Consider the following 20049-nt stretch of genomic DNA (forward strand, 5'->3'; position numbering starts at 1 on the left):
GCCGTGTAGCAAAAGCCAGATTGCGCGTAGCAAAAGCCAGAGCCATTCAGGTTTCTTAGGTTTCTTCAGAAACCCTAAGAAACATCTTCGATAAACGTCGCTTTTTGCTTGGCAGTGTCGCGGTCGTTCGAGCACTGGCTTGGATAGCATACGGGCGTCGGGGAGTGGGATAGGGTGGATGCCCTGAATCAAGGTCGATTTTTAGGATGGCTCCCGCGCTTCGCGCCAAACGCCGCGCGGCGGCGTTCGCGCTTTGTTCCGAGCCGTCGTCGCCGGTTAACCAACGTGCCGGGTGTCGGTGGCCAGTTGGTGCTGCGGATGGCGATAGGGAAGTCGGAAGCGGAGTGTTAGCAAGGATTTTCAGGCATGCACTGGAGGATACGGAGCTTTGCCCGGTGCTATCGATCCGCCGATGCTATTCCCTTGCAAGCTGTCTCGCCGTATCAGGGGGGGAAGTGCCACGCAACCGCGGATGATTCTGGGTATGGCTAGATGGAGCTCCGCCAGATTCGTGACTTACGCTTGCCTGCCGCGTCAGCGGCCCTGGTAGGTAAGCGTGCGGCCCACCCACCTATGAAATAGCGCCGGTTATCGCCAGACTCGAGGTTTTCTATTTCGAGGATCCCATGACCCGTCACCGAATTCCCGCATCGACCTGGCATGAGCGCGTGGCGCACTGGCGCAGCAGCGGTCTCACGGCTGAGGCCTATGCCCGTGAGCACGATATCGGTCTGGAGCGCCTGATGTATGGGTCCGCCGCGTCAAGCGTGCCTCAGGCGGCGTGCAGCTCTTGCCGGTGAGCGTCACCGTCCCGGCAGCAGCAAGTCCTCTGGAACTGCGTAGCCCTTCCGGCTGGAGCATACGCATGGACGCTGACGTCGATGCAGCCTGGCTGGCCAGGTTGCTGCAGGAGCGGCGGTGAAACTGCTACCCGAGTGGGTATGGCTGGCGCTCGATCCGGTCGGCATGTGCACCGGTGTCGATGGCCTGTCCCTGCATGTTTAGCAGGTGCTGGGGCGCGTCCCATGCTACGGCGCGGCCTATGTGTTCAGCAACCGGCGCCGCAAGCCCCTGAAGGTGGTGAGCTGGGACGGCACCGATGTAGTGATGTGCCTGCGCCGACTGCCGCGCGGCCAGTTCGTCTGGCCGTAGCCAGGCGACAAGTGCTGGCAGCTGAGCGCAGAACAGTGGCAATCGCTGGTCATGGGCGTGGACTGGCAGCGTCTATCGGCCCAGGTGCCGGCGCAGTAGCGGCTGTAGGGACGAGACGTATTCTGTTTTGCTTGTAAACGTTGGCGCAGCTCGCTACACTTCATCGCTATGAACCTGCTCGACGAACTTGCCCGCACCGATATCGATTCCGCCATGCTGCCGAAGGTGCTTGTATTGGTCGAGCAGCAGACGAAGCTGGAGCAACAGCAGGCGCAGCTGGCAGAAAAGAATTTAAAGATCACGGCCCTGAAGCACGAGCTGGCCTATCTCAAGCGCATCCGTTAAGGCAAGGCCAGCGAAGTGCTCACCGGAGAACAGTGCTCGCTGTTCGAGGAAGCGGTCGACATGGACCTGGCCGCCATCGAGGGCGAGCTTGAAAATCAGGCCAGCAGCAAGCCAGCGCGCAAGCGCGCTGGCTGCCAGGCGTTGCCGTCCGAGTTGCCCGCATCGAGCACCGCCACGAGCCCGCATCGTGCGCGTGCAGCCAGTGCGGCGCGAATCTGGTCAAGATCGGCGAAAACTTCAGCGAACAGGTGGACGTGGAACCGGCGCGCTTCTTCGTGCATCGTAATATCCGCCCGAAGTATGCCTGCCGCGCCTGCGAGAGCGTGACAGCGGCGCCAGTGCCGCCAGCCGTGATCGACGGCGGCCTGGTCGCCCCCGCCTGCTGGCCTGGGCCCCCGTCAGCAAGTATCTGGATCACCTGCCGCTGTACCGGATCGAGCAGATCGCCGCGCGCTAGGGCGTGCCGCTGGCGCGCTCGACGCTTGCGCAGTGGATCGATTTTCGCATCGGGGTGGCCCTGCAGCCGCTGGCCGACCGACTGGGCGAGCTGCTACGCCAGCGTGCATGTCTGCACGCCGACAACGCCGCTACGCCAGCTCGACCCTGGCAGCGGCAAGACCCGCCAAGTCTATCCGTTGGCTACCGCTCCGGCACTTGGGAGAACGGCCCACCCATCGTCGTCTTCGATTATCAGGAAAGCCGGCCGGCAAGCAAGCCCGCGACTTCCTGCAGGACTGGCGCGGCCACCCGATGGTGGACGACTACGCCGGCTACAAAGCCCTATTTGCCAACGGGCCGACTGAGCTGGCGTGTCTGGCGCATATCCGGCGCAAATTCTTCGACCTGCATGCTGTCAGCCGGCAGCCCTGTTGCTGACGATGCGCTGCGCCGCATCGCGCAGTTGTATGCCATCGAGCAGGACGCTGCGGGCATGCAGCCAGATGGGCGTTTGGCTAAACGCCAGGAGCACACCGAGCTGGCGCTGGCCGCTATGCACGCCTGGCTGCTGGCTGCTGGCCGCGCAGCGCAGCGTCGCCGACGGCGGCAGCATGGGAAGGCCATCGAGCATGCCTCAAGCGCTGGCGGGCCCTGGAACGCTACGCTAGCTCCGGCATCCTCCCGATCGACAACAATCCGGTCGAGAACGCTATCCGTTCGATTGCCATCGGCAAGACGAACCGGCTGTTTGCCGGTTCGGAGCGTGCTGGCTATCGCGCCGCAGCCATCCAGAGCATGTTTGCCACGGCCAAGTTCAATGGACTTGATCCGGCTCGCTGACTCGCTCGACAAACTGCCGACCTGCCCGAACAGCAAGATCAATTCGCTGCTGCTATTTGCGGACTCTATGCCAGCTTGATCCGGCCGTGAAGATGGGGTGGCTGGACGCTTGGACATGAACGGCATTGCTCTGGTCCATAATTTCTTGAAGGAGGCAAAGCTCGACACAGCAACCATATTCAAGCCCGGCATATCTCTAACGCGCTGCGCTCTCGACTTAGCCATTGACGACATGGATGTTTATAGGTTGAGTTTTTCTTGGATAAATTTATGAAAGTGCTACTCGCGCTTCGCGACCTTCGCCGCGCCGCGAACCGGTTACTGAACGCTGGTGGTGACTCGTGGAAGTCTCAAGTCGAACGGGAAAACCAATATCAGAACTCACTGCATTTCTGGGAGGCATTCATGACGACAATGGTGACTCTCGGTTCGCGTAGAGGAATTACGTTACTCAAACGCTTCGGCTTCAGCCGAATTTGGTCGCTGGTGCCTACCTAACATTCTCGCAACTCGATGCCGCTCGCTTGGTCGGGCGTATAAAGAACCCTTACTTTTAAATTCGGCGTGCATACTCACGAGGGTTGATAAACCCGGGTAACTATCGAGCGAATGCGGAGGTGAGGTCTGTCTCGAGAGATGATTGCAGTACCTCAATCGGCAGACATGAATGGTTGCTTTCAACTCCGAAGTGCAGCTGCTAGCGACGGTTTGGCGCACCTCGCCTTGTTTTTAACTAGAAATTGATGTATTTTAGCAAAATTAAATTTTGTTCTATGGCTTCGCTGAAGCCAATGACGAGCTGAATGAATTCCCCCAGGGAGTAAGTTCACAGCCAAGTCTGATTATTTTTGAGCCGGTAAGGGTCGACGTTCTGCTGGCCTTTTGAACCGTTTTATTCAACTTATTCAGAAATGGTCAGAAAAATCATGAGCAATAATGTCAAAACTCCTAGATTTACCGTCGTCCAAGGTGGTAAATTGTCGGGCCAGCCTAAGGTGGTCGGACCCACTGTTAACCATTTTCACTCGCCTGGTGATTCGCCGTCCGCATTGGAATCGAATCGTCTGCGCCGCGCAATTTTAAGTTTGTGTATCGAGGAGGCTGGACAAACTGTCGAAGATACCCTCCAGGAAATTTGCGACAAGCTTGACACTGGTGAAGACTACGACTTTTCCCGCGGAACCTACATCAAAGATCAACTGGAGGCCCACGGCCTGCGGTTTTGCCTGGCTCGACCAGAAATGAATTTGGTTCGGGAAGGATATTTGATGCTCTCTTGGCCTAATCGTTTGCTTAAGAAGTATCCAGAATTGGCTGAGCTACATCCGCGGGCGCATCAATCACTTACGCTCGGCTAGCGTAGTCGATGAAAGTACTGTAGGTGGTGCCCCCGCTTTCACCTGCATGAGAGACTTCCCAGAGGCGTCTATATAGCAAAGCCCATTCGTAATGGGCAGGTTCTGTTACACTTGTGTCCACAATTTCTGATTTTGGACACAAGTTTTAAGCCCATTATTTCCGCCAGCAGACGCATCCACTAAAGGTAGCAAAAGTTGAACTTCAAGCGCGTGTTCGTGACGTAATGAGCTGCTGTCGCATAAGTGCTCGGCTTGTAGCAGGTGCTGGATCAGGGTTTCGACGCCCAGACAGCGCCCTTGCCTAGCTCTGTTGATCGGTCCTATTGCAACTTATATAGTGCAAGCGTAGCGCCATGCTTAGGCTGATGTTGCATACTACTGTTTTCCATCCGGTCGTCCTCGGTAGCGTTTAGGCTGCCATAGTGACCGGTGTTAGCTAACAGTGCCCAGTTCGATTGCAAGCTGGTCACCACCGTGGCCTGGGCAGACTCGCGTTCAGACGCGTTAGCATGTTCTCGACGTACTTTTCGCCCAGCACGCCCGATTCGAACAGTAGTTCCATCGCCATCAGCACGGCTGACAGCCCAGCGTCAATGCAAAAGCCAGTAACTGCGCCATAGTACTGCCCGCTCCAGCCGTAGGCATTGCTTGATCCGCATCGGCGGCGTTAGCGTTTCTGCGCATGACGTCCCATTGTGTAACGTGCCTCGCTACACTGCATTGTAATAGCAGATAAATGCTCCCGGTGACGCTCGTGTTCGTGACTGGTCACGATTGCACCGCTGGCGACGACACAGACATGGGCCCATACAGCCCCGCGCTGGTCATTTCCGTTTGTCACGTCGAACGGTGTCGAATGGCAGCTGCAGCGCCCCGTAAGCGGAGGGGCTCACGTCTTTACTTCTACATATCCGCGGAGCAGCGTGTGCATCGACGTCTCCGATGGCCATTCCCCTTTGCGGATACCGGCCATCCTTACCGGCTTGTCTCCAAGAGTTACCTACTACGTTCCAATGCTGTCTTTCGTCAGCAAAAATTTATAGGTACTGATTGCAGCCAGTTCTTAACAAGCTGCCTTGAATTCGTCGAACATGGGGGGCAGTTGGCGCTTTACTAGAGGAGAGATCGGTGTTCGATCCTCATAATCCTTCCGAATATAGCAAACTATATGATTAAGACCCATTCGCCCATCCCGATCTATTTCCATCACTGCGCTGACGATCTGAGGATCGCTGGCCCTGCCGCTATGCTCGTCGCAGATTTTCTGACGTACAAGGCGAATAGCATCGGTTTCTTTCAGTTAAAGTTGGACGACGTTACTCGGGCTGTCGGTATCCCCATGCAAGAGATTGGAGCGTTGATGCCAGTGTTTGAGAAAATCGGTTTTTTGCGCTACCATGCGGAATCTGAGATGGTCTGGATCATTGACCATGCCGTTTGGCGTTTGGGACATCTTCGTGCTTCTGATAAGAAGTTGATCGCGCAGGCGAACGCCGAATTTGCAACAATTCCGAAGTCCTGCCCAATGCGTGTTGACTTTTTGTGGCAGCACGCATTGATGCTTCGTCTTGAAGTTCAGGGCGCGGCCTCGCCAAGCGTGATGAGCTTCGACAGTCAGGACGAAATGCCGTCAGACCTTTTCCCTAAGGTTGCTGCAGAAAATATTTGGGGCGTAGGGTTGCCTATGCGCGAAATCTAAAACGAGGGGCGCTCTGGCGGCGAGCCGCCGCCGAGGTCGCTGCAACAGCGTGTCAATGTCATTTGGTTGTGGAGGGCCTTAACGGCGATCACTGATCAGGATCACCTGCTTCTGCATGAAGCAATGAGTCTCAAGGAAACGGAAAGTACGAAAATGCCGGCACTGCGCAAGTTAGTTGAGCGACTGGAACAGATGCAACCTTAATCCATCGGCGGCCTGTAACAGACTCGGCCGTGTCACGGCCGAGTGCCACCTAAACGACCGATATAGAACTGGATTAACGAAGGCCCGCTTTTGGCCGAATCCCGTCTGTTGGGTAGCATAGAAGCTTGCCAGGCTGGGAAATTCACGGACTGTCACGAAGGACCAGAGCCGCCCCGAAGCAGACATATTGTGTTGCTTCGCCAAAACGCTTCGAGTTTGACATTCTCACCTGTGCAATTATGCAACATAGGAGAAGCAAGGATAAACTTATCGTGCAGTCCAGACTCTTACATCGGAGTTGCTTTGTTTGCCAGGTACGGATCTTCGAAGCAACTAAACCTCGACCCCAATATCCGGTGATCGTAACCAGTTGTGTTCTCAGTCAGAGCCTGCTCCGAGCTAACGCCTTGGTCTCTAGACGACCTCATAGGCATGAAATGGGGCGCGGACGACTACTCAGCGACGCCAAATTATGCGAAACACTAGCTTTTGCCACCCGCAGTCTGGACGTGGCGCGGGAACTACCGTGCTTTCTGCGTTGCCGATCGCTGCAGGAACGGGATGACCAATTCCGATTTTTCGACACCAGACGTCGAAATAAAATTCGCCAGCAGGCAGATTCTCACGTGGCTACTTTCCTCGTGCACAAGGAATCCTGAGAAATTTCCGTGTCGAGCCCGGCATCCTAAAACACGCAACGTGCCAGAATCGGCTGCATTTCCGTAGCAGGCAGCGGCATTGAAATAAAATAGCCCTGCAACTCGTCGCAATCGAGCTGCTTCAGTCGCCGAGCCTGTCCAGCCGTTTCCACGCCCTCCGCCACGACCCGCATGTCCAGGGCGTGAGCCATGGTGATGATAGCCATAAAGAACACGCTCCCCTCTTCGTTCTTTTCCAGTTCGGCAGTAAATGCCTTGTCTACCTTGAGCACGTCAAAATCGAGGCGCTGCAGTTGCGACAGCGATGAGTAGCCTGTGCCGAAATCGTCAACCGCAAGGGCAATTCCCAACCCCTGCATGTTTTCTAGAGACTTCGAGACGTGGGCGTTATCGGCGGTCATTGACGATTCCGTCAGTTCGATCTCGACAAGTTCAGGGGCAACGCCGTGACGCAGGAGCGCCTCAAGCAAAACTTGAGTCACATCGGATTCATTGAGCTGCCGGGGAGAGACGTTGATGGAAACCGGAACGACGCCATTACCCAGCCGCGACCAGCATGCGATCTGCGCGCAGACCTTGTCGATAACGATTTCGCCGAGCTGAACAATCAGTCCCGTTTCCTCTGCAAGGGGAATAAAATCGATCGGTTCGAGAATCCCCTTAGTTGGGTGTGCCCACCTGACCAACGCCTCTAGGCTGCACGTCTCACCTGTGGCTACCTTAACCCGCGGCTGGTAGTACAGGATTAGTTGGTCAGCCTCGAGCGCATGCCGCAACTCTGCATCACGGTCGATTTTCGCTTGGAGGGATTCATGGTATTCCCGATCGAAGAAACGGTAATTCATCTTGCCGCTAGTCTTGACGGCATACATGGCGGCATCGGCATGCGTGAGGAGTTCCGGCATGTCCGTGCCGTCCTCAGGGAACACGCTGATGCCGATCGATGCACCCACGGAGTAGTTCACCCCGCCGATGTGGAATCGTTCTTGGAACGCACGCAAGACGCGCTCCGCGATATAGGCTACCGCGACACGGTCCTGCACCTGTTCGATGATCACGATGAACTCGTCTCCACCAACGCGTACTACATTGTCTGCCGGCCGCACCGCCAGCTTCAGGCGATTCGCGACATTGTGCAGTAGTTCGTCCCCGCGATGGTGGCCGGCGGTATCGTTAACGTTTTTGAAGCCGTCAAGGTCAATAAACAGCAGCGCCATCATGCATTGGCTGTCTAAGGCGCGCTGCAGAGCCACTGGCAGACTGGCAGTCAGCCAGTGGCGGTTGGGCAGTCCGGTCAGGGGATCCTCATTACTGCGGCGCTCAAGTTCAAACATATGCTGCTTGCTCTCCGTGATCTCCCAGACGGTGACTGACAACAAGCCCTTTGAATGCACTGCTTTCAGTCGGTACCACTTATCCTGCCCGTCCTTCAACGGCACTTCAATATCGTCCTCGAAGACACCGCGTTCCACCGCTATGACAAAGCGGTGAAGTAGCCGGGCGCTCCAGTCGCGGGAGCCCGCCTGATGAAGCTTCGACAGCCGGGCGCCGATCATAGTCAGGCGCTCCCTTCCGTACAGCTCGGCCCCGGTCTGGTTACAATCGACGACTTCCAAGTCAACGATGACCGCGGTTTTGTCACGTACGGCGCGGCAAATAAAGAAGCCCTCGGTGCCTGCTTCCGTTGCTAGCCGGTATGCTTCGCGGGCGAGTTCCATCTGGTAGTTGCGCCAACCGAGGCGCAGGGAAAGTGCCATGGCGATCAGAGTGAAAAAGGCTAGGACCGCGCTGCTGATGGCTGTCCGCTCGAGAGTATTCGCCCTGACCTTCGCGAAGGCAGTGAACGCCTCCTGCTGGTCGATCGCGGCAATGGCAATGACCGGATATCCCGGGACCTGCTGCCAGCCAAGGTAACGATTGCGCCGGTCGTGGAACCACGCGGGGCCATCGATGAGCATGCTGCCCCCAGGCCTGGCCAACAGGCTGGTGCGTAATGCTGGCGCAGCCAGTGCAGCGACGCTGAATGGATTCGTATAGGACTCATATACGGTGTCGCCGATACGGCTGGCTCGTATGGCACCGTCGCTGCCGACGATCGACAACAAGCCATTGGCGCCGAGCGCAACCCGGTCATAGCTGGCAGTCAGGTATGCTGGAGCGACCGCCGCGCGCACCACCCCGCCGAAGGTTTCATCGTTGTTGGTAAAGCGCCGGGAAAAATGGACAACACTACGGCCAGTCGATCGGCCTCTTGCCGCCGCGCCTACGTATAGAGTATCCGTCACTTGCGCTTTCTGGAACAGGTAATACCCCCGGTCGGATACATCTTCCGAGGAGACAGGAAGCGTGTTAGTGATCAGTTTCCCGTCTACTCCGACGATGCCGACATTGAATACGGGCGTTGAGGGAAACAGTCCGGGCGAAGTGGGGCCTTCCAACCGCAATTGACGTCCACTGAGCGCCCATTCGAAGCGGACGTGCTGTAGGATTTGATCGATCATGTGGAAAGTCCGGGCCAGATGCCCAGCGTAACCACTTGCAATGGCAGCAGCATCCCGAAGCGCGTCCTCGTCCCGTGCACGCCGTTCGCGCTCAAGGGTGTCGAGGACTGATGTCCAACCTAATACAACAATGCATAACGAAAGCAGAGGCCAAAGAAAAATAAGCCTTGAGCGGCGCATGACAATGGAAATTCCGGGCCGGGTGTTCATTCACGTTCGACGCATCGTTAGGAATGAAAAAGTCGCCTGCACGTCGACAGGCACGTGATCGCAATAGCTCAACAACAGCGCCGCAGTTCCGCTCCTAATGCTCTTTATCAGGGCCAGCACCAAGCAGACATGCCCAGATAAAACACAATTATCTTACACGAAGAGCGAACAGTGTAACCCGATATGCCTGCGCGTTGGTCGCGTCGATGAGGCTTTTTACTACGGCCGGCGCCACTGTAGAGTCAGCTTCCGGTCCGTACGTTTCGGGGGCATGAACGCAATTGACATTCACAATGCAGACCGGTCAATTTAGTCCGGAATTAGTTCAGATCGTAATAACAATATTCGACTTGCTCATCGAGATCCGTCACGTCGATCTCAGAAAATCGCGCTGGTACAGTTCCATTAAATTTCTGACTATCAGGCCTTCGCCCAAACGCGCGAGTCACGTTTCGATCATCATGCCTGAATAAAGAATAAGTGGTGTGAATAGTAATTAAAGTTCAGTGCAGTTCAATATCGAAGCAGTGGCCACGTGTAGCCCAATCGGGCAGATCGCGTCAGAATAGCGGGTTGGTGGGTTGGAAAAGCAACTGAGTGTCTTGATAGATAGGCAGCTGTCGACCCAAACCGGACGCTCGCAGGAGCGTCTTTACGGCGAACAACCCTGACCACTGTAAGCGGGGAATGGCGTTAAATGCGAGCAGGCGCTGATTGAAATACGAGCTGTTATACCCGTGTTACTCCCGGTAGCGTGTTCCCATTTAAGTCGAGCTTTATATGGTGTTACACAACGGCCGCAACACAGTCAGTCTCGGTTCGTGACGTTTTTTTGTCCTTGGTTGGCAAGAAGCAAGGCCAACTGCGTCACGTCGACTGGCTTAACAAGATGATGGTCAAATCCGGCAGCAGCGGTACTTTGCTTGTCCTGCTCCTGTCCGTAGCCGGTCACTGCGATCAATAGCGCAGAGGCTGATTCGGGCTGCGCACGCAACCGCCTCGCAAGTTCGTTGCCATTAATATCCGGCAACCCAATATCCAGCAGGAAAGCGTCCAAGCGTTTTTCGCGGGCCAACTCTAGCGCTCTTCGAGAGTCATGCTCGACAATCACTTGATGTCTTTGCGCTTCAAGGAACATTGCAAGCATGGTTGCGGCATCAGCATTGTCGTCTACTACCATGATTCGCAGGCCGCTATGCTGGACGCCGTCCAGACGATCTGGCTGTATTTCTGTTTCCGCAGTTGAAACGGAAATTCGTGGCAGGGAAACCGTGAATCTACTTCCTTGGCCCAAGCCGGCGCTCTCCGCCTTCACCGAACCACCGTGTTTTTCGACTAAGCGTTTCGCCAGTGATAGTCCGATTCCCAAGCCACCCTGCGAGCGATCCGTTGTCCTTTGGGCCTGACTGAACATGTCAAACACTTTGCTCAAATAATCAGACGCCATGCCAATGCCATTGTCTTCTACTGTAATGAGAACACTTTCGCTACGCACTGCTAGTTTTAGATTGATTGCGCCACCGTCAGGAGTGTACTTCGCAGCATTGTTCAGCAAGTTTGCGACCACCTGCACGAGGCGCTTGCTATCACCTCGAACATGGGCCGACTCAGGTGACGTGTGAACGGTAATGTGATGGCGACGTATTTCGATCAGTGGGCGTACTTGTTCAACGGCCTCCGAAACGATACGTTTTGCATCAAGGTCAATCGTATCCAGCCTGATGAGGCCACGCGTTACACGCGAGACGTCGAGCAGGTCATCGATTAGGCTCGTCATATGCCTGCCCTGACGCGAAATAATCTCGCTCGTCTGCTTGACACGCGCTTCGTCGAACTTGGCAACCCGAAGCACCTCCGCAGCAGCCATAATCGGAGCTAAGGGATTGCGTAGTTCGTGTGCCAACATCGCCAGGAACTCATCCTTACGGCGGTCATTCTCCAGCAAAGCTTCTTCCATCTGCTTCCGCTCGGTTATTTCAACAGCTACACCTGCAAACCGCTGCTTACCGGTTCTCGCGTCAGAGAACATTCTCCCCTTCGCGGTAACCCACACCACCTTTCCCGACTGATGTTTGATCCGATAGTCGATGTCGTAGCGTTCTCCTGTCCTGATGGCTTCTGCGACAGCTGCTTCTACCAATGCACGATCTTCAGGGTGAATCCGGTTAGTAAAGACGTCGATGTCAGTCCCATTGTGTGCGACCTGGAGATCGACTTCGAAAAGCGTAGCAAAGCGCTCGTCCATAGAGGTCACGTTTGTTTCGGGATCAACAACCCATGTACCAATATTTCCTGAAGCCTCCAAAGCTAGGCGGTAGCGTTCATCGCTTTCCTGAATCCGTGAAAGCGCAGATACTTTTTCGGTCGTCTCTACGAGGGTTCCCAAAATGCCGCCAATGAGACCGGCTTCGTCGTGTACAGGACTAAAACAGAATGTAAAGTAAGCGCGCTCGGCGTAGCCATGACGGTCAAGTACGAAAGGTCTGTCTTCGAAGTATTGAGTTGCACCTGCGAAAGCCTCTCGGGCGAGTGAATGCACAACGTCTGAAATCTCAGGCCATAGTTCGGTCAGAGGAAGACCTTGCCCAAGAGAAGTCTTTTTGCCTAAGATTCTCGCGTACTCGTCATTATAGAAAGTATAGAACTTAGGTCCCCAAGCCACGAATGATGCGAAGTTGGAGCATAACGCTGTACTTAAATTTCCGCGAAGTACGAGTGGCCACTCATTAATAACGCCTAACGGATGAGCCGACCAGTCCTGGTTAGAAATGCTTTTTGCACTTGTGCCACCGAGCGGAAATGCTTGTTTTACTGACAAGTTTTTGTTCACGTCAAGTACTGTTACTGTTGAGTTGAGCTGTAAGAAGGGTCTAGTTGCATCAACCATAACATATTTGAATTATGAAACCACCGCTGTCATTTACGTCAAATCGAACGATTAGACCTAGAGCAGTATGTCAGGGCGCAAAGCTCTGCCTTGTCCATGCGGCGGTGGCTCACCACCATGGCTGCTCTTGGCCGACTGTCACCGGTCGCAATAAGCCGACCGCGATCCAGAGCGCGACCGTCCGGTTTTGGCCGAACCCGGCCGTTCACGTCAGCTTAGCAGGTTGCCGGACTGGAAAGTCACCGACTGTAGCGACAGACAGTTGCCGACCCATGCGGAACTTCAACGACTCATTGACCGACGTTTGAGATGGGCGTCCGTAAAGGTACCTTCGCAATACTATCTAACGAACTGCTCGACATGTACCAGTCGTTAACAACCAGCTCAACTTCGTTCACACGCATGCAACCGAGCGGCTCATCCCGAAGGCTTCTAAGTTGGGCAGCAAAGTGCTGAGGACGATGCAATGGCGCGACAAAGCGAAATAACGTCGAATGCGCTGTGATCAAGCGATATCGCTGATCGAGCGAGGCGTCCAGACCTGCATCACGTAACTGTGTTCGAAGACGTTCGCGCAATGTTTCCAGCGCAGGACCGCACGGGAATCCTTGGGCAAGCACAGCACTACGTGACACTGTAATACCGTGGAATTTGATGTCGAAAGCTTCGATACCGTCAAGCGCGGCGCGCATCGATTCGATGTAGCCGTTCAGCTGTGCCAATTCCGACACAGGATTCTCGACAGCAGTGAACAGGGGCAAAATCGTCACATGCATATCGGTGACTGGGTAACGATATTGTTGTGGTTCACAGAGGGCGAGACGATCCAGGAGAAATTCAAAGCGCGCTTGTAGCGCTGGACCAGGACGCGCTATCAAAGTCAGGCCTCGGCGCCGGTCAGGGCCGGCCGCAAGACGAGTGTCGCAGTCTATGTCTCCCCGGGCGACCGCGCCAAAGGCACTATCCCACATGGTGGCATAGTGGACCTGCAATTGGGTGTTGGCAGCGGCGTAGCTCATGTCATTATTGTGGTTGTTGCCATTAGGATAGGGAGGGCTGCTTTTGGCCGAACTTGGCCGTTTACGTCAGCTTAGCAGGTTGCCTGCGTTGAAAAACACTGACTGCCACGACACGCTGCTACCGACCCTTAGCGGACTGTGGAGCGGAGCATTCCTGCTAATGTGGAGGTGCCATGCGAATCCAAGTCTATCGGACATAAGGACGCGCGTCTGCCACCAGTCTAAGCTATGCTTATGATCAAGCAGCTGACTACTGCCGATCAAATATCAATTGCTTTAACTATGTTTCGGTTTTTCGACTTCGCTAGCAAGAGGAGAGGTAGACAACTCAGCTCTACGTTTCCGTGCTTCCACAACTAACTTCTTGGTATGGTCACGGCTTCGTCGGACCGCGTCTTCAAGCTCTACCGAAGTCATATACTTCGGAGGTTTGTTATCGAAAATTATCATCATATTGAATCGGATGGCTTGGTTTATTTTTTTGACTGAGGCGTCTTGTAGTCAAAATCCTCCTGACTTTCAGCTCTCACTGCCCCGATTACACCTAAAATATCTACAACTGAGAAGGGCTTTGCAATGAACGCATCGACGTATGAAGATAGGTGCTCAAAGCGTCCAAGTCCGCTTATTACGATATTCTTGATGTTTGGCTGTATTGCCTTTACTTCCCAAGCGAATCGCTGGCCATCTGGATCGTCCCCAGTTGGACAGAAAATTATTGTCCCAAACTACACACCTAACAGCATACTTAAAGCAGTGTCATGGGAGCTAGTAACGATAGTACGGTATTCGAAGAACTCGAAAATGTTGCTAAGTGTTTGACGGACTAGATCGTCTATTTCGACAATAAGAATAGAATGTGCCACTGTAGATCTTTGTAAGAATATGACTACATTGTAGCTTATATTTACAAACCCATGATTGCTGTCAAGACAAATATCATTGCAATTCGTCTAAAAATAGTTTCATAATAGCAACTTTTGCAATAGAGTGTGCCCCCGAACCCGAACCCGTAGCGGCTGGCGGAATAGTCTTACGCGAATGTCCGCTTTTGGCCGACAGCGGAAGTTCGTCGCGTACAGTGTAACTCAGCAAGAAACGGTGGACTTCGCTACTTCATGCCCGGTCGTCGCAGGAATTTCAAAAACGTCGCATCTATTTGAGAAAGTTACAACACGGTTATGCCATTTGGGCCAGTCCTCGCAACGGCGGGCAGGATGAACATGCGCATGCTTCGTGCTGTTTTTGCATTCGAACGCGACCTATTGATCGAGCGCACCAACGCCAGTATCGTACGCTCCCTAGCCGAAGGGACGGCGTTGAGTCATCTGTCAGCGCTGACACGGAATGACGCCTGGGATGCCGCGGATGCGGCTGGGAGGCGCCGGCCGGCGCTGCGCTCGTTCGGAATCCTCGATATCACCTAGCTCGCCCAGCGGCTGGACGGAAGTGTCGCGCACCGGCTTGATGACCAGGTGCCAAAGGCTTAAGTCGGTTTGCTGTTCCACTGCACCTTAAACCACGCTCCTGGAAGGGGAATTGCACCGTTTCACAGAATTGATTAGTGGAAACTAACTCCGTGCACACGCGTGTATGCGTGTTGGATTAGTGCGTCACGGCACAGCAACGTTACACCACCAAGTGCGTTCTCAGGGGCGCGACATACCCAGAGCTTTTGTTGACAATCAACAATATAGAGTAGTATGCTTCTCGTGTGTCGCGCTACCACGGCTGATATGACTGTCTTTATCGGCTAAAACAGCGCCAAGGGAAGCGCCTGCTTCCTCAGCCGTTCTCCAGATTCGAAGGTCGTCCAGGTTCTTTTGCTCGCCTGCGCAAGACAGTACGGTTCGTCCCGTGCATAAACAGCTTCGGCTGAGGTGGGCTTGGAGATCCGATGCACCAGCCATTGCTGCGTTCCGTGCGAACGCCATCCCTGTTGATTCAAAAACCTGGTGTCGAACGTACCGACTACTGGGAAATCTTGGCCCAAGGCTTGCATCCCGAGCAGCTGAAAGCAGCAGTTCATGCCTTGCGCAAGGCGCGCCAGAAGGCTGGGGACATCATTTCGTCCCCACAGTTGAAAATCAAGGACTTGCTCGACGGCCTGGCAGATGCGCTGGGTGGCACGTCGTTCGCGCATTGGGTCCACCGGTCGCTGCCCGAACTGGTGCGGTTTCTCGATAGACACGGCATGGTCCACCCCGCCGACCTCATTACTTGGGAACACCCGCCATTCGGGCAGCCGCTGACGGCGCGCGCCATCGCAGACCGCTTGTTTGCGCCAGGAATGTCGATGCCAGCCACCTTGTTTACAGGAGTCGGTAGCCAACTGTTCGCTGCGCAGGGATATGGCGCAATTGACCTCCAAGCTGCCGTTGCGCGCTTGACCGGCGAGCGCAACTTCTGTTTTCGCCCGGCTCTGGAGCAAGTGCGCTACGTGCTGTCGATGCCGGACCAGCTTTTGTTTGGAGACGAACCGATCGACGATGAGATCGATGTCGACTCTGTGTATGCCAGCCTGACGTTACACCATTTGCTGCTGCTGACGTACCGCTGGGATATTGATTGCTGCCTCAACCTGCTGGGCGATAACCTCGTCGCACCGGCCCGTGCCGCGCCGGTGTACCAGCTTTACAATACGAGTGCGGACGACGAGGAACGCATGGACTTGCTGTTTCAGCTATTCCGTAAACGGATCGAGCAATCGACAAGCGGATGGTTGGACGTCCTGCCATTCAACGAGAACTTGGTTTTCCTGCGCGGCCCGAATGGCACTTTCGACTGGGTCGTACGCGACCAGCGCAGCGTACCGTTTTCCCGCAACAAGCTGCATCCGATCTTTTTTGCAGACGAGCTACTAACCGCGTTGCCCGGTGCGCGCGAAATCAAGGCCGGACTGCATTTTGCCAGAGGGGTATGGCGCGACCGGATCGAGCACGACGCCGAACTGCATTACTATGCGACCGGCGGCACGGTGCCGGCCTATCCCGGCAGCGATCAGTTGCTGGTGCGCTACCTGGCTGCCACCCGCGGCCTGGCGCCGCGCAAGGTGAGGTCAGGCGCGCGCCACGTCGATTTCGTCGCCCATGCGCTTGCGGGCGGCAACCTGATGGTCTCCGAACTGATCACGATCGACGAGTTCTGGAATTTTTATGAAGATTGCTGGGCCGACCGCCGTGGCGCGAAAGCAGCGAGAACAGCGCGAGACTGGCCGCCGCTTGATGAGATGAACGGCCGCGACGCGCGCGACCGTCCCGTGTGCGTGACGTGGTACGACGCGGTCGCGTACTGCGCGTGGCTCGAGCGGATCACCGGACTGCCGGTGCGCATGCTGACGACGACCGAATGGCAGGACATTGCACCGGCCCGCGCCGCCGTCACGGCGTTGGGTCCCGCTACGCAAACTTATGCCGTCGCAGCCGAGGACCCGGACGGCAATCTGCTGCTGGCACCGACTTATAACGAGCATTACTTCACACGTTTTGCGTCGGATCTGTGCTGGGTGCATAACAGCGCGGGGCTGCCGTTCCTGTCATCGCTGAGCTTTGGCGAGTGGTTGGGCGATTACCAGGGTGGGGCGCCCGATGCGGTACGTGCACCGGTAGCCTGCACCGCGTCGGGCATCGCGCTCGGCCGTGGGCCTTTAGAGCGGGAATTGTTTCCGGCCTGGTACGTTGGCCGGAACAACCACTTGAAGGTCGGCTTTCGTGTCTGTTACGCCGCCCGCCAAGACAGCTGATGCGCAGCCCCCAACAACAACGAGGACATATCATGCATAGCATTGCTTCGCCGCGCCGGAGCGCACGATGAAGAGCGCGCTCTTCGTCGACTTCGACAATATCTATTCAGGCCTGCGCCGGCTCGACCCGGCTACGGCGGACCGGTTTGCCAAAAGCCCGATGGACTGGGTCAGCTGGATGGTCAACTCCATGGCGCTGCCGGAACACGTTACCGGTACCAGCAAGCGCCGTATCCTGGTGCGCCGGTGTTATTTGAATCCGCAGATGTACCAGCACTTCCGGCCTTTCTTCAACATGGCGGGCTTTGAAATCACGGATTGCCCGGTCCTGACGAGCGGCGGCAAGACCAGTACCGATATTCACATGGTCCTGGATATGGTCGACCTGCTGCAGCACGAGGCGCACTACGACGAATTCATCGTGCTGTCAGCCGACGCCGACTTCACCCCGGTCCTGCGCAAGCTGCGCCGATGGGACAGGCGCACGACCATCCTGGCCATCGGTTTTCCGTCAGCAGCCTACCGTGCCTCTGCCGACTTGGTGATCGACCAAGATGAGTTCGTGCGCGGCGCGCTCGGCACCATCAACCTCGCTGCCGCAGCGGAACCCGCGCTCGTCGGCGCCGCCCCGCAGCCACCCGTGCCTGCCGCGCCGAACGCGCATTTGAACCTGTTCGCCGACCTGGTGCGTCGCGAAGTGGGGCAATCGCCGGAACCGGTGGCGTGCGCACGCCTGGCCACGTCCATCGCACGGCATGCCGGCGCCACGCCGGCCGACTGGTATGGCAGCGGCACGTTCCGCCGTTTCCTCGAATCGCTGGACCTGACGCCGCTGCAATTCGACTGGAAAGCGGACGGCGGTGTCGTCTACGACCCGCAGCGCCATACGCGCGGCACAGCAGCACCCGCGGCCACCACCCAAGAATGGACGGCCGACAGCACCATCCTTGCGATGGCCCGCCAGCTGCATGAACTGGCGGGCGTACCACTGCTGGCGCCGGCGCGGTACCGGGCGATGTTCCAGATGCTGTCCGCAGACCTGGCCGCGTTCGGGTACGACTTTCTGGAAACGGCCAAGCGGGTGCGTGACCGTTGCCGCGACGCGGGCCACCCCATCAGCCGCGCCGATATTGATTTCGTGCTGCGCGGGCTGGCCTTTCGCGGCCACCGCTTCGACGAGCACTCCAGCGCGGCCGGGGAGTTGACTGCAAAATTCGTCAACAATGTGCGGTCCTTGTGTCTGCGCGAGCAAATCGTGCTGGATCCGGCGACGGAGGCGACCATCCGCAACTGGATCGGGGCACCCGACTAACCGGGAATGGGACCCAATGGACAGGTGGCCGTCGCCCGCGCATCAACCTTGAAGGAGAATGGCCATGATTGCATTCATTACCATAGCTACTCCACTGCTGCGGGACGCCTGCGCCGCTGCCAACGTGGGGTTTGAGGTGCAGTGGAATGTAAAATACGGTTAAGCCATTTGGGCCAGTCGTCGCAACGGCGGGCGAGATGAACGTGCGCATGCTTGGTGCTGTTTTTGAATTCGAACGCGACCTATTGATCGAGCGCACCAACGCCAATATCGTACGTTCCCTAGCCGAAGGGATGGCATTGAGTCGTCTGTCAGCGCTGACACGGAATGACGCCTGGGATGCCGTGGATGCGGCTGGGAGGCGCCGGCCGGCGCTGCGCTCGTTCGGAATCCACGACATTACCTAGCTTGCCCAGCGGCTGGACGGAAGTGTCGCGCACCGGCTTGATGACCAGGTGCCAAAGGCTTAACTCGGTTTGCTGTTCTTATGAAAGCGCATGGTTATGGAAAGCTGCCTTCTAAAACGCCGTATGTAGAGAGGCCACAAGCTAATTTTATTTTTCATAACATTTCACTTGCGTCGCTACAGCGGCATCGGCATCGGCAGCGTCAGCGACTTGGGGGCGACAGGTTATTCCCCAGGGCATACGTTCAACCTATCGCTGGCAACGCCAGCACAGAGCTTCACATCGAACTTTTCTCAACCGTATCTTGGATGCGCTTTAGTTCGTTTCTTTGGACATGTTGCGGCATGCAAACTTATGTGATAAGGGCGGCAATAGGTTTAAAGCTTTAACTCGTCAAAAATCCGATCTCGCTCTTGCAAGGCAGTCTTTATCGTCGAACCATGCGCAATAATGTGTTCTTTAGATAATTGGAGAATTGCTGTGCCTGACCACTTCTCGCAACGCTTCATGCAGACCATAACTCTGAAAGCCGGCGACCCAACGTTCTCAATACTGAAGACGCATCTGCTGATTGAGGATTTGCTTCGAACCTTCTTGGAAAAGAAGTCTGCAAACCCAGCAGCGATGAGAAACGCGAAGCTCTCGTTTGCGCAGTCTCTGCAGGTAGCCAGGGCATTCTGCAATGAGATTTCGCAGGATGACTGGATCTGGAAAGCAATGAGCGATCTCAACAGGCTTCGAAACGACCTCGCTCATAAGCTTGAGCCAGCAGAGCTGGCGGAGAAGACCGAAACATACGCTACGTTCGTTGTAAGGTCGATCGGAATACCGTTACCTGCCCCATTGACACCTGAGGAACACGAAATACTACTTGCGAACTCGCCCAGCACCGGGCCACAAGACCAAGTCGCTAGGTACTACAAAATCGACATGGCGAACATTGGCTTATACAGCAACGTTCTCGGGGGCCTCGGTTTTGATCGTGAGTACGGCCTTGTGAACGAGTGAAGGAGTCCGTGGTAACAGGAGCCGCTCCGAGACTTGTGCGAATGACTGGTATTGGCCTTGGATTCAACCGATCGACGCAACACACTAAACTCTGGATAAGCAGAAGGAGTGTTACGGATGAAGCAGAGAGCAAGGATTTACTATACGGAATCCCAGAAGGCGTTGATGTGGGAGCACTGGAAAAAGGGCGAATCACTCCAGCAAATTGCCCAGTTGTTCGACCGAAATCACTCATCTGTACAGCGAATCCTTGCCGAGTCTGGTGGCA

At 55.8% G+C, this 20049-nt stretch carries 14 protein-coding genes and 2 pseudogenes; 13 read left to right on the plus strand and 3 right to left on the minus strand.

Translation table 11 applies throughout. The features are described from left to right. The first annotated feature begins 626 nt into the window (after positions 1-626). From tnpA to AC56LV_RS20325, 8 genes and pseudogenes are all read left to right on the plus strand, one after another. Positions 627-800, plus strand: a complete 174-nt coding sequence (gene tnpA, locus AC56LV_RS20290) for an IS66 family insertion sequence element accessory protein TnpA (RefSeq protein WP_499560204.1) — start codon at positions 627-629, stop codon at positions 798-800. Between the two features lie 208 nt (positions 801-1008). Further along, complete coding sequence (gene tnpB / locus AC56LV_RS20295; RefSeq protein WP_499560205.1) at positions 1009-1152, plus strand: IS66 family insertion sequence element accessory protein TnpB; 144 nt, start codon at positions 1009-1011, stop codon at positions 1150-1152. Between the two features lie 168 nt (positions 1153-1320). Beyond that, positions 1321-1497: a hypothetical protein gene (locus AC56LV_RS20300; RefSeq protein WP_499560206.1), complete on the plus strand. Its 177-nt coding sequence runs from the start codon at positions 1321-1323 to the stop codon at positions 1495-1497. 511 nt (positions 1498-2008) lie between these two features. Next, positions 2009-2373, plus strand: a pseudogene (locus tag AC56LV_RS20305) (IS66 family transposase). Further along, a pseudogene (locus tag AC56LV_RS20310) lies at positions 2345-2775 on the plus strand (IS66 family transposase). Before AC56LV_RS20305 ends, AC56LV_RS20310 begins: the two co-directional pseudogenes overlap by 29 nt. Before the next feature lie 270 nt (positions 2776-3045). Continuing rightward, complete coding sequence (locus AC56LV_RS20315; protein ID WP_499560207.1) at positions 3046-3273, plus strand: hypothetical protein; 228 nt, start codon at positions 3046-3048, stop codon at positions 3271-3273. A 428-nt stretch (positions 3274-3701) separates the two neighbouring features. Next, positions 3702-4133 (plus strand): hypothetical protein, encoded by a 432-nt coding sequence (locus AC56LV_RS20320; RefSeq protein WP_499560208.1) that lies wholly within the window; start codon positions 3702-3704, stop codon positions 4131-4133. Between the two features lie 1168 nt (positions 4134-5301). Then, entirely contained in the window at positions 5302-5832 is a 531-nt protein-coding gene (locus tag AC56LV_RS20325; protein ID WP_499560209.1) for a hypothetical protein, read from the plus strand. Between the two features lie 889 nt (positions 5833-6721). On the opposite strand, the gene AC56LV_RS20330 is transcribed toward AC56LV_RS20325, so the two are convergent. The 3 genes from AC56LV_RS20330 to AC56LV_RS20340 form a co-directional block, all read right to left on the minus strand. Beyond that, positions 6722-9196 (minus strand): bifunctional diguanylate cyclase/phosphodiesterase, encoded by a 2475-nt coding sequence (locus AC56LV_RS20330; RefSeq protein ID WP_499560210.1) that lies wholly within the window; start codon positions 9194-9196, stop codon positions 6722-6724. 1018 nt (positions 9197-10214) lie between these two features. Next, positions 10215-12293, minus strand: a complete 2079-nt coding sequence (locus AC56LV_RS20335; RefSeq protein WP_499560211.1) for a hybrid sensor histidine kinase/response regulator — start codon at positions 12291-12293, stop codon at positions 10215-10217. Between the two features lie 290 nt (positions 12294-12583). Then, positions 12584-13312 carry a 2'-5' RNA ligase family protein gene (locus tag AC56LV_RS20340; RefSeq protein ID WP_499560212.1) on the minus strand — a complete coding sequence of 243 codons (729 nt, stop codon included), beginning with the start codon at positions 13310-13312 and terminating at the stop codon, positions 12584-12586. A 1897-nt stretch (positions 13313-15209) separates the two neighbouring features. On the opposite strand from AC56LV_RS20340, the gene AC56LV_RS20345 reads away from it, so the two are divergent. The 5 genes from AC56LV_RS20345 to AC56LV_RS20365 all read left to right on the plus strand — a co-directional run. Then, complete coding sequence (locus tag AC56LV_RS20345; RefSeq protein ID WP_499560213.1) at positions 15210-17054, plus strand: SUMF1/EgtB/PvdO family nonheme iron enzyme; 1845 nt, start codon at positions 15210-15212, stop codon at positions 17052-17054. 67 nt (positions 17055-17121) lie between these two features. Then, positions 17122-18366, plus strand: a complete 1245-nt coding sequence (locus AC56LV_RS20350; RefSeq protein WP_499560214.1) for an NYN domain-containing protein — start codon at positions 17122-17124, stop codon at positions 18364-18366. 197 nt (positions 18367-18563) lie between these two features. After that, a complete protein-coding gene (locus AC56LV_RS20355) occupies positions 18564-18773 on the plus strand; it encodes a hypothetical protein (protein ID WP_499560215.1) in 210 nt (69 codons plus the stop codon). A gap of 507 nt (positions 18774-19280) precedes the next feature. Continuing rightward, positions 19281-19781, plus strand: a complete 501-nt coding sequence (locus AC56LV_RS20360) for a hypothetical protein (RefSeq protein ID WP_499560216.1) — start codon at positions 19281-19283, stop codon at positions 19779-19781. A gap of 117 nt (positions 19782-19898) precedes the next feature. Continuing rightward, positions 19899-20049, plus strand: a 151-nt coding sequence (locus AC56LV_RS20365; protein ID WP_499560230.1) for a helix-turn-helix domain-containing protein, incomplete at its 3' end; no start/stop codon positions are given.

The sequence above is a fragment of the Telluria sp. RB2R28 genome (assembly GCF_059685835.1).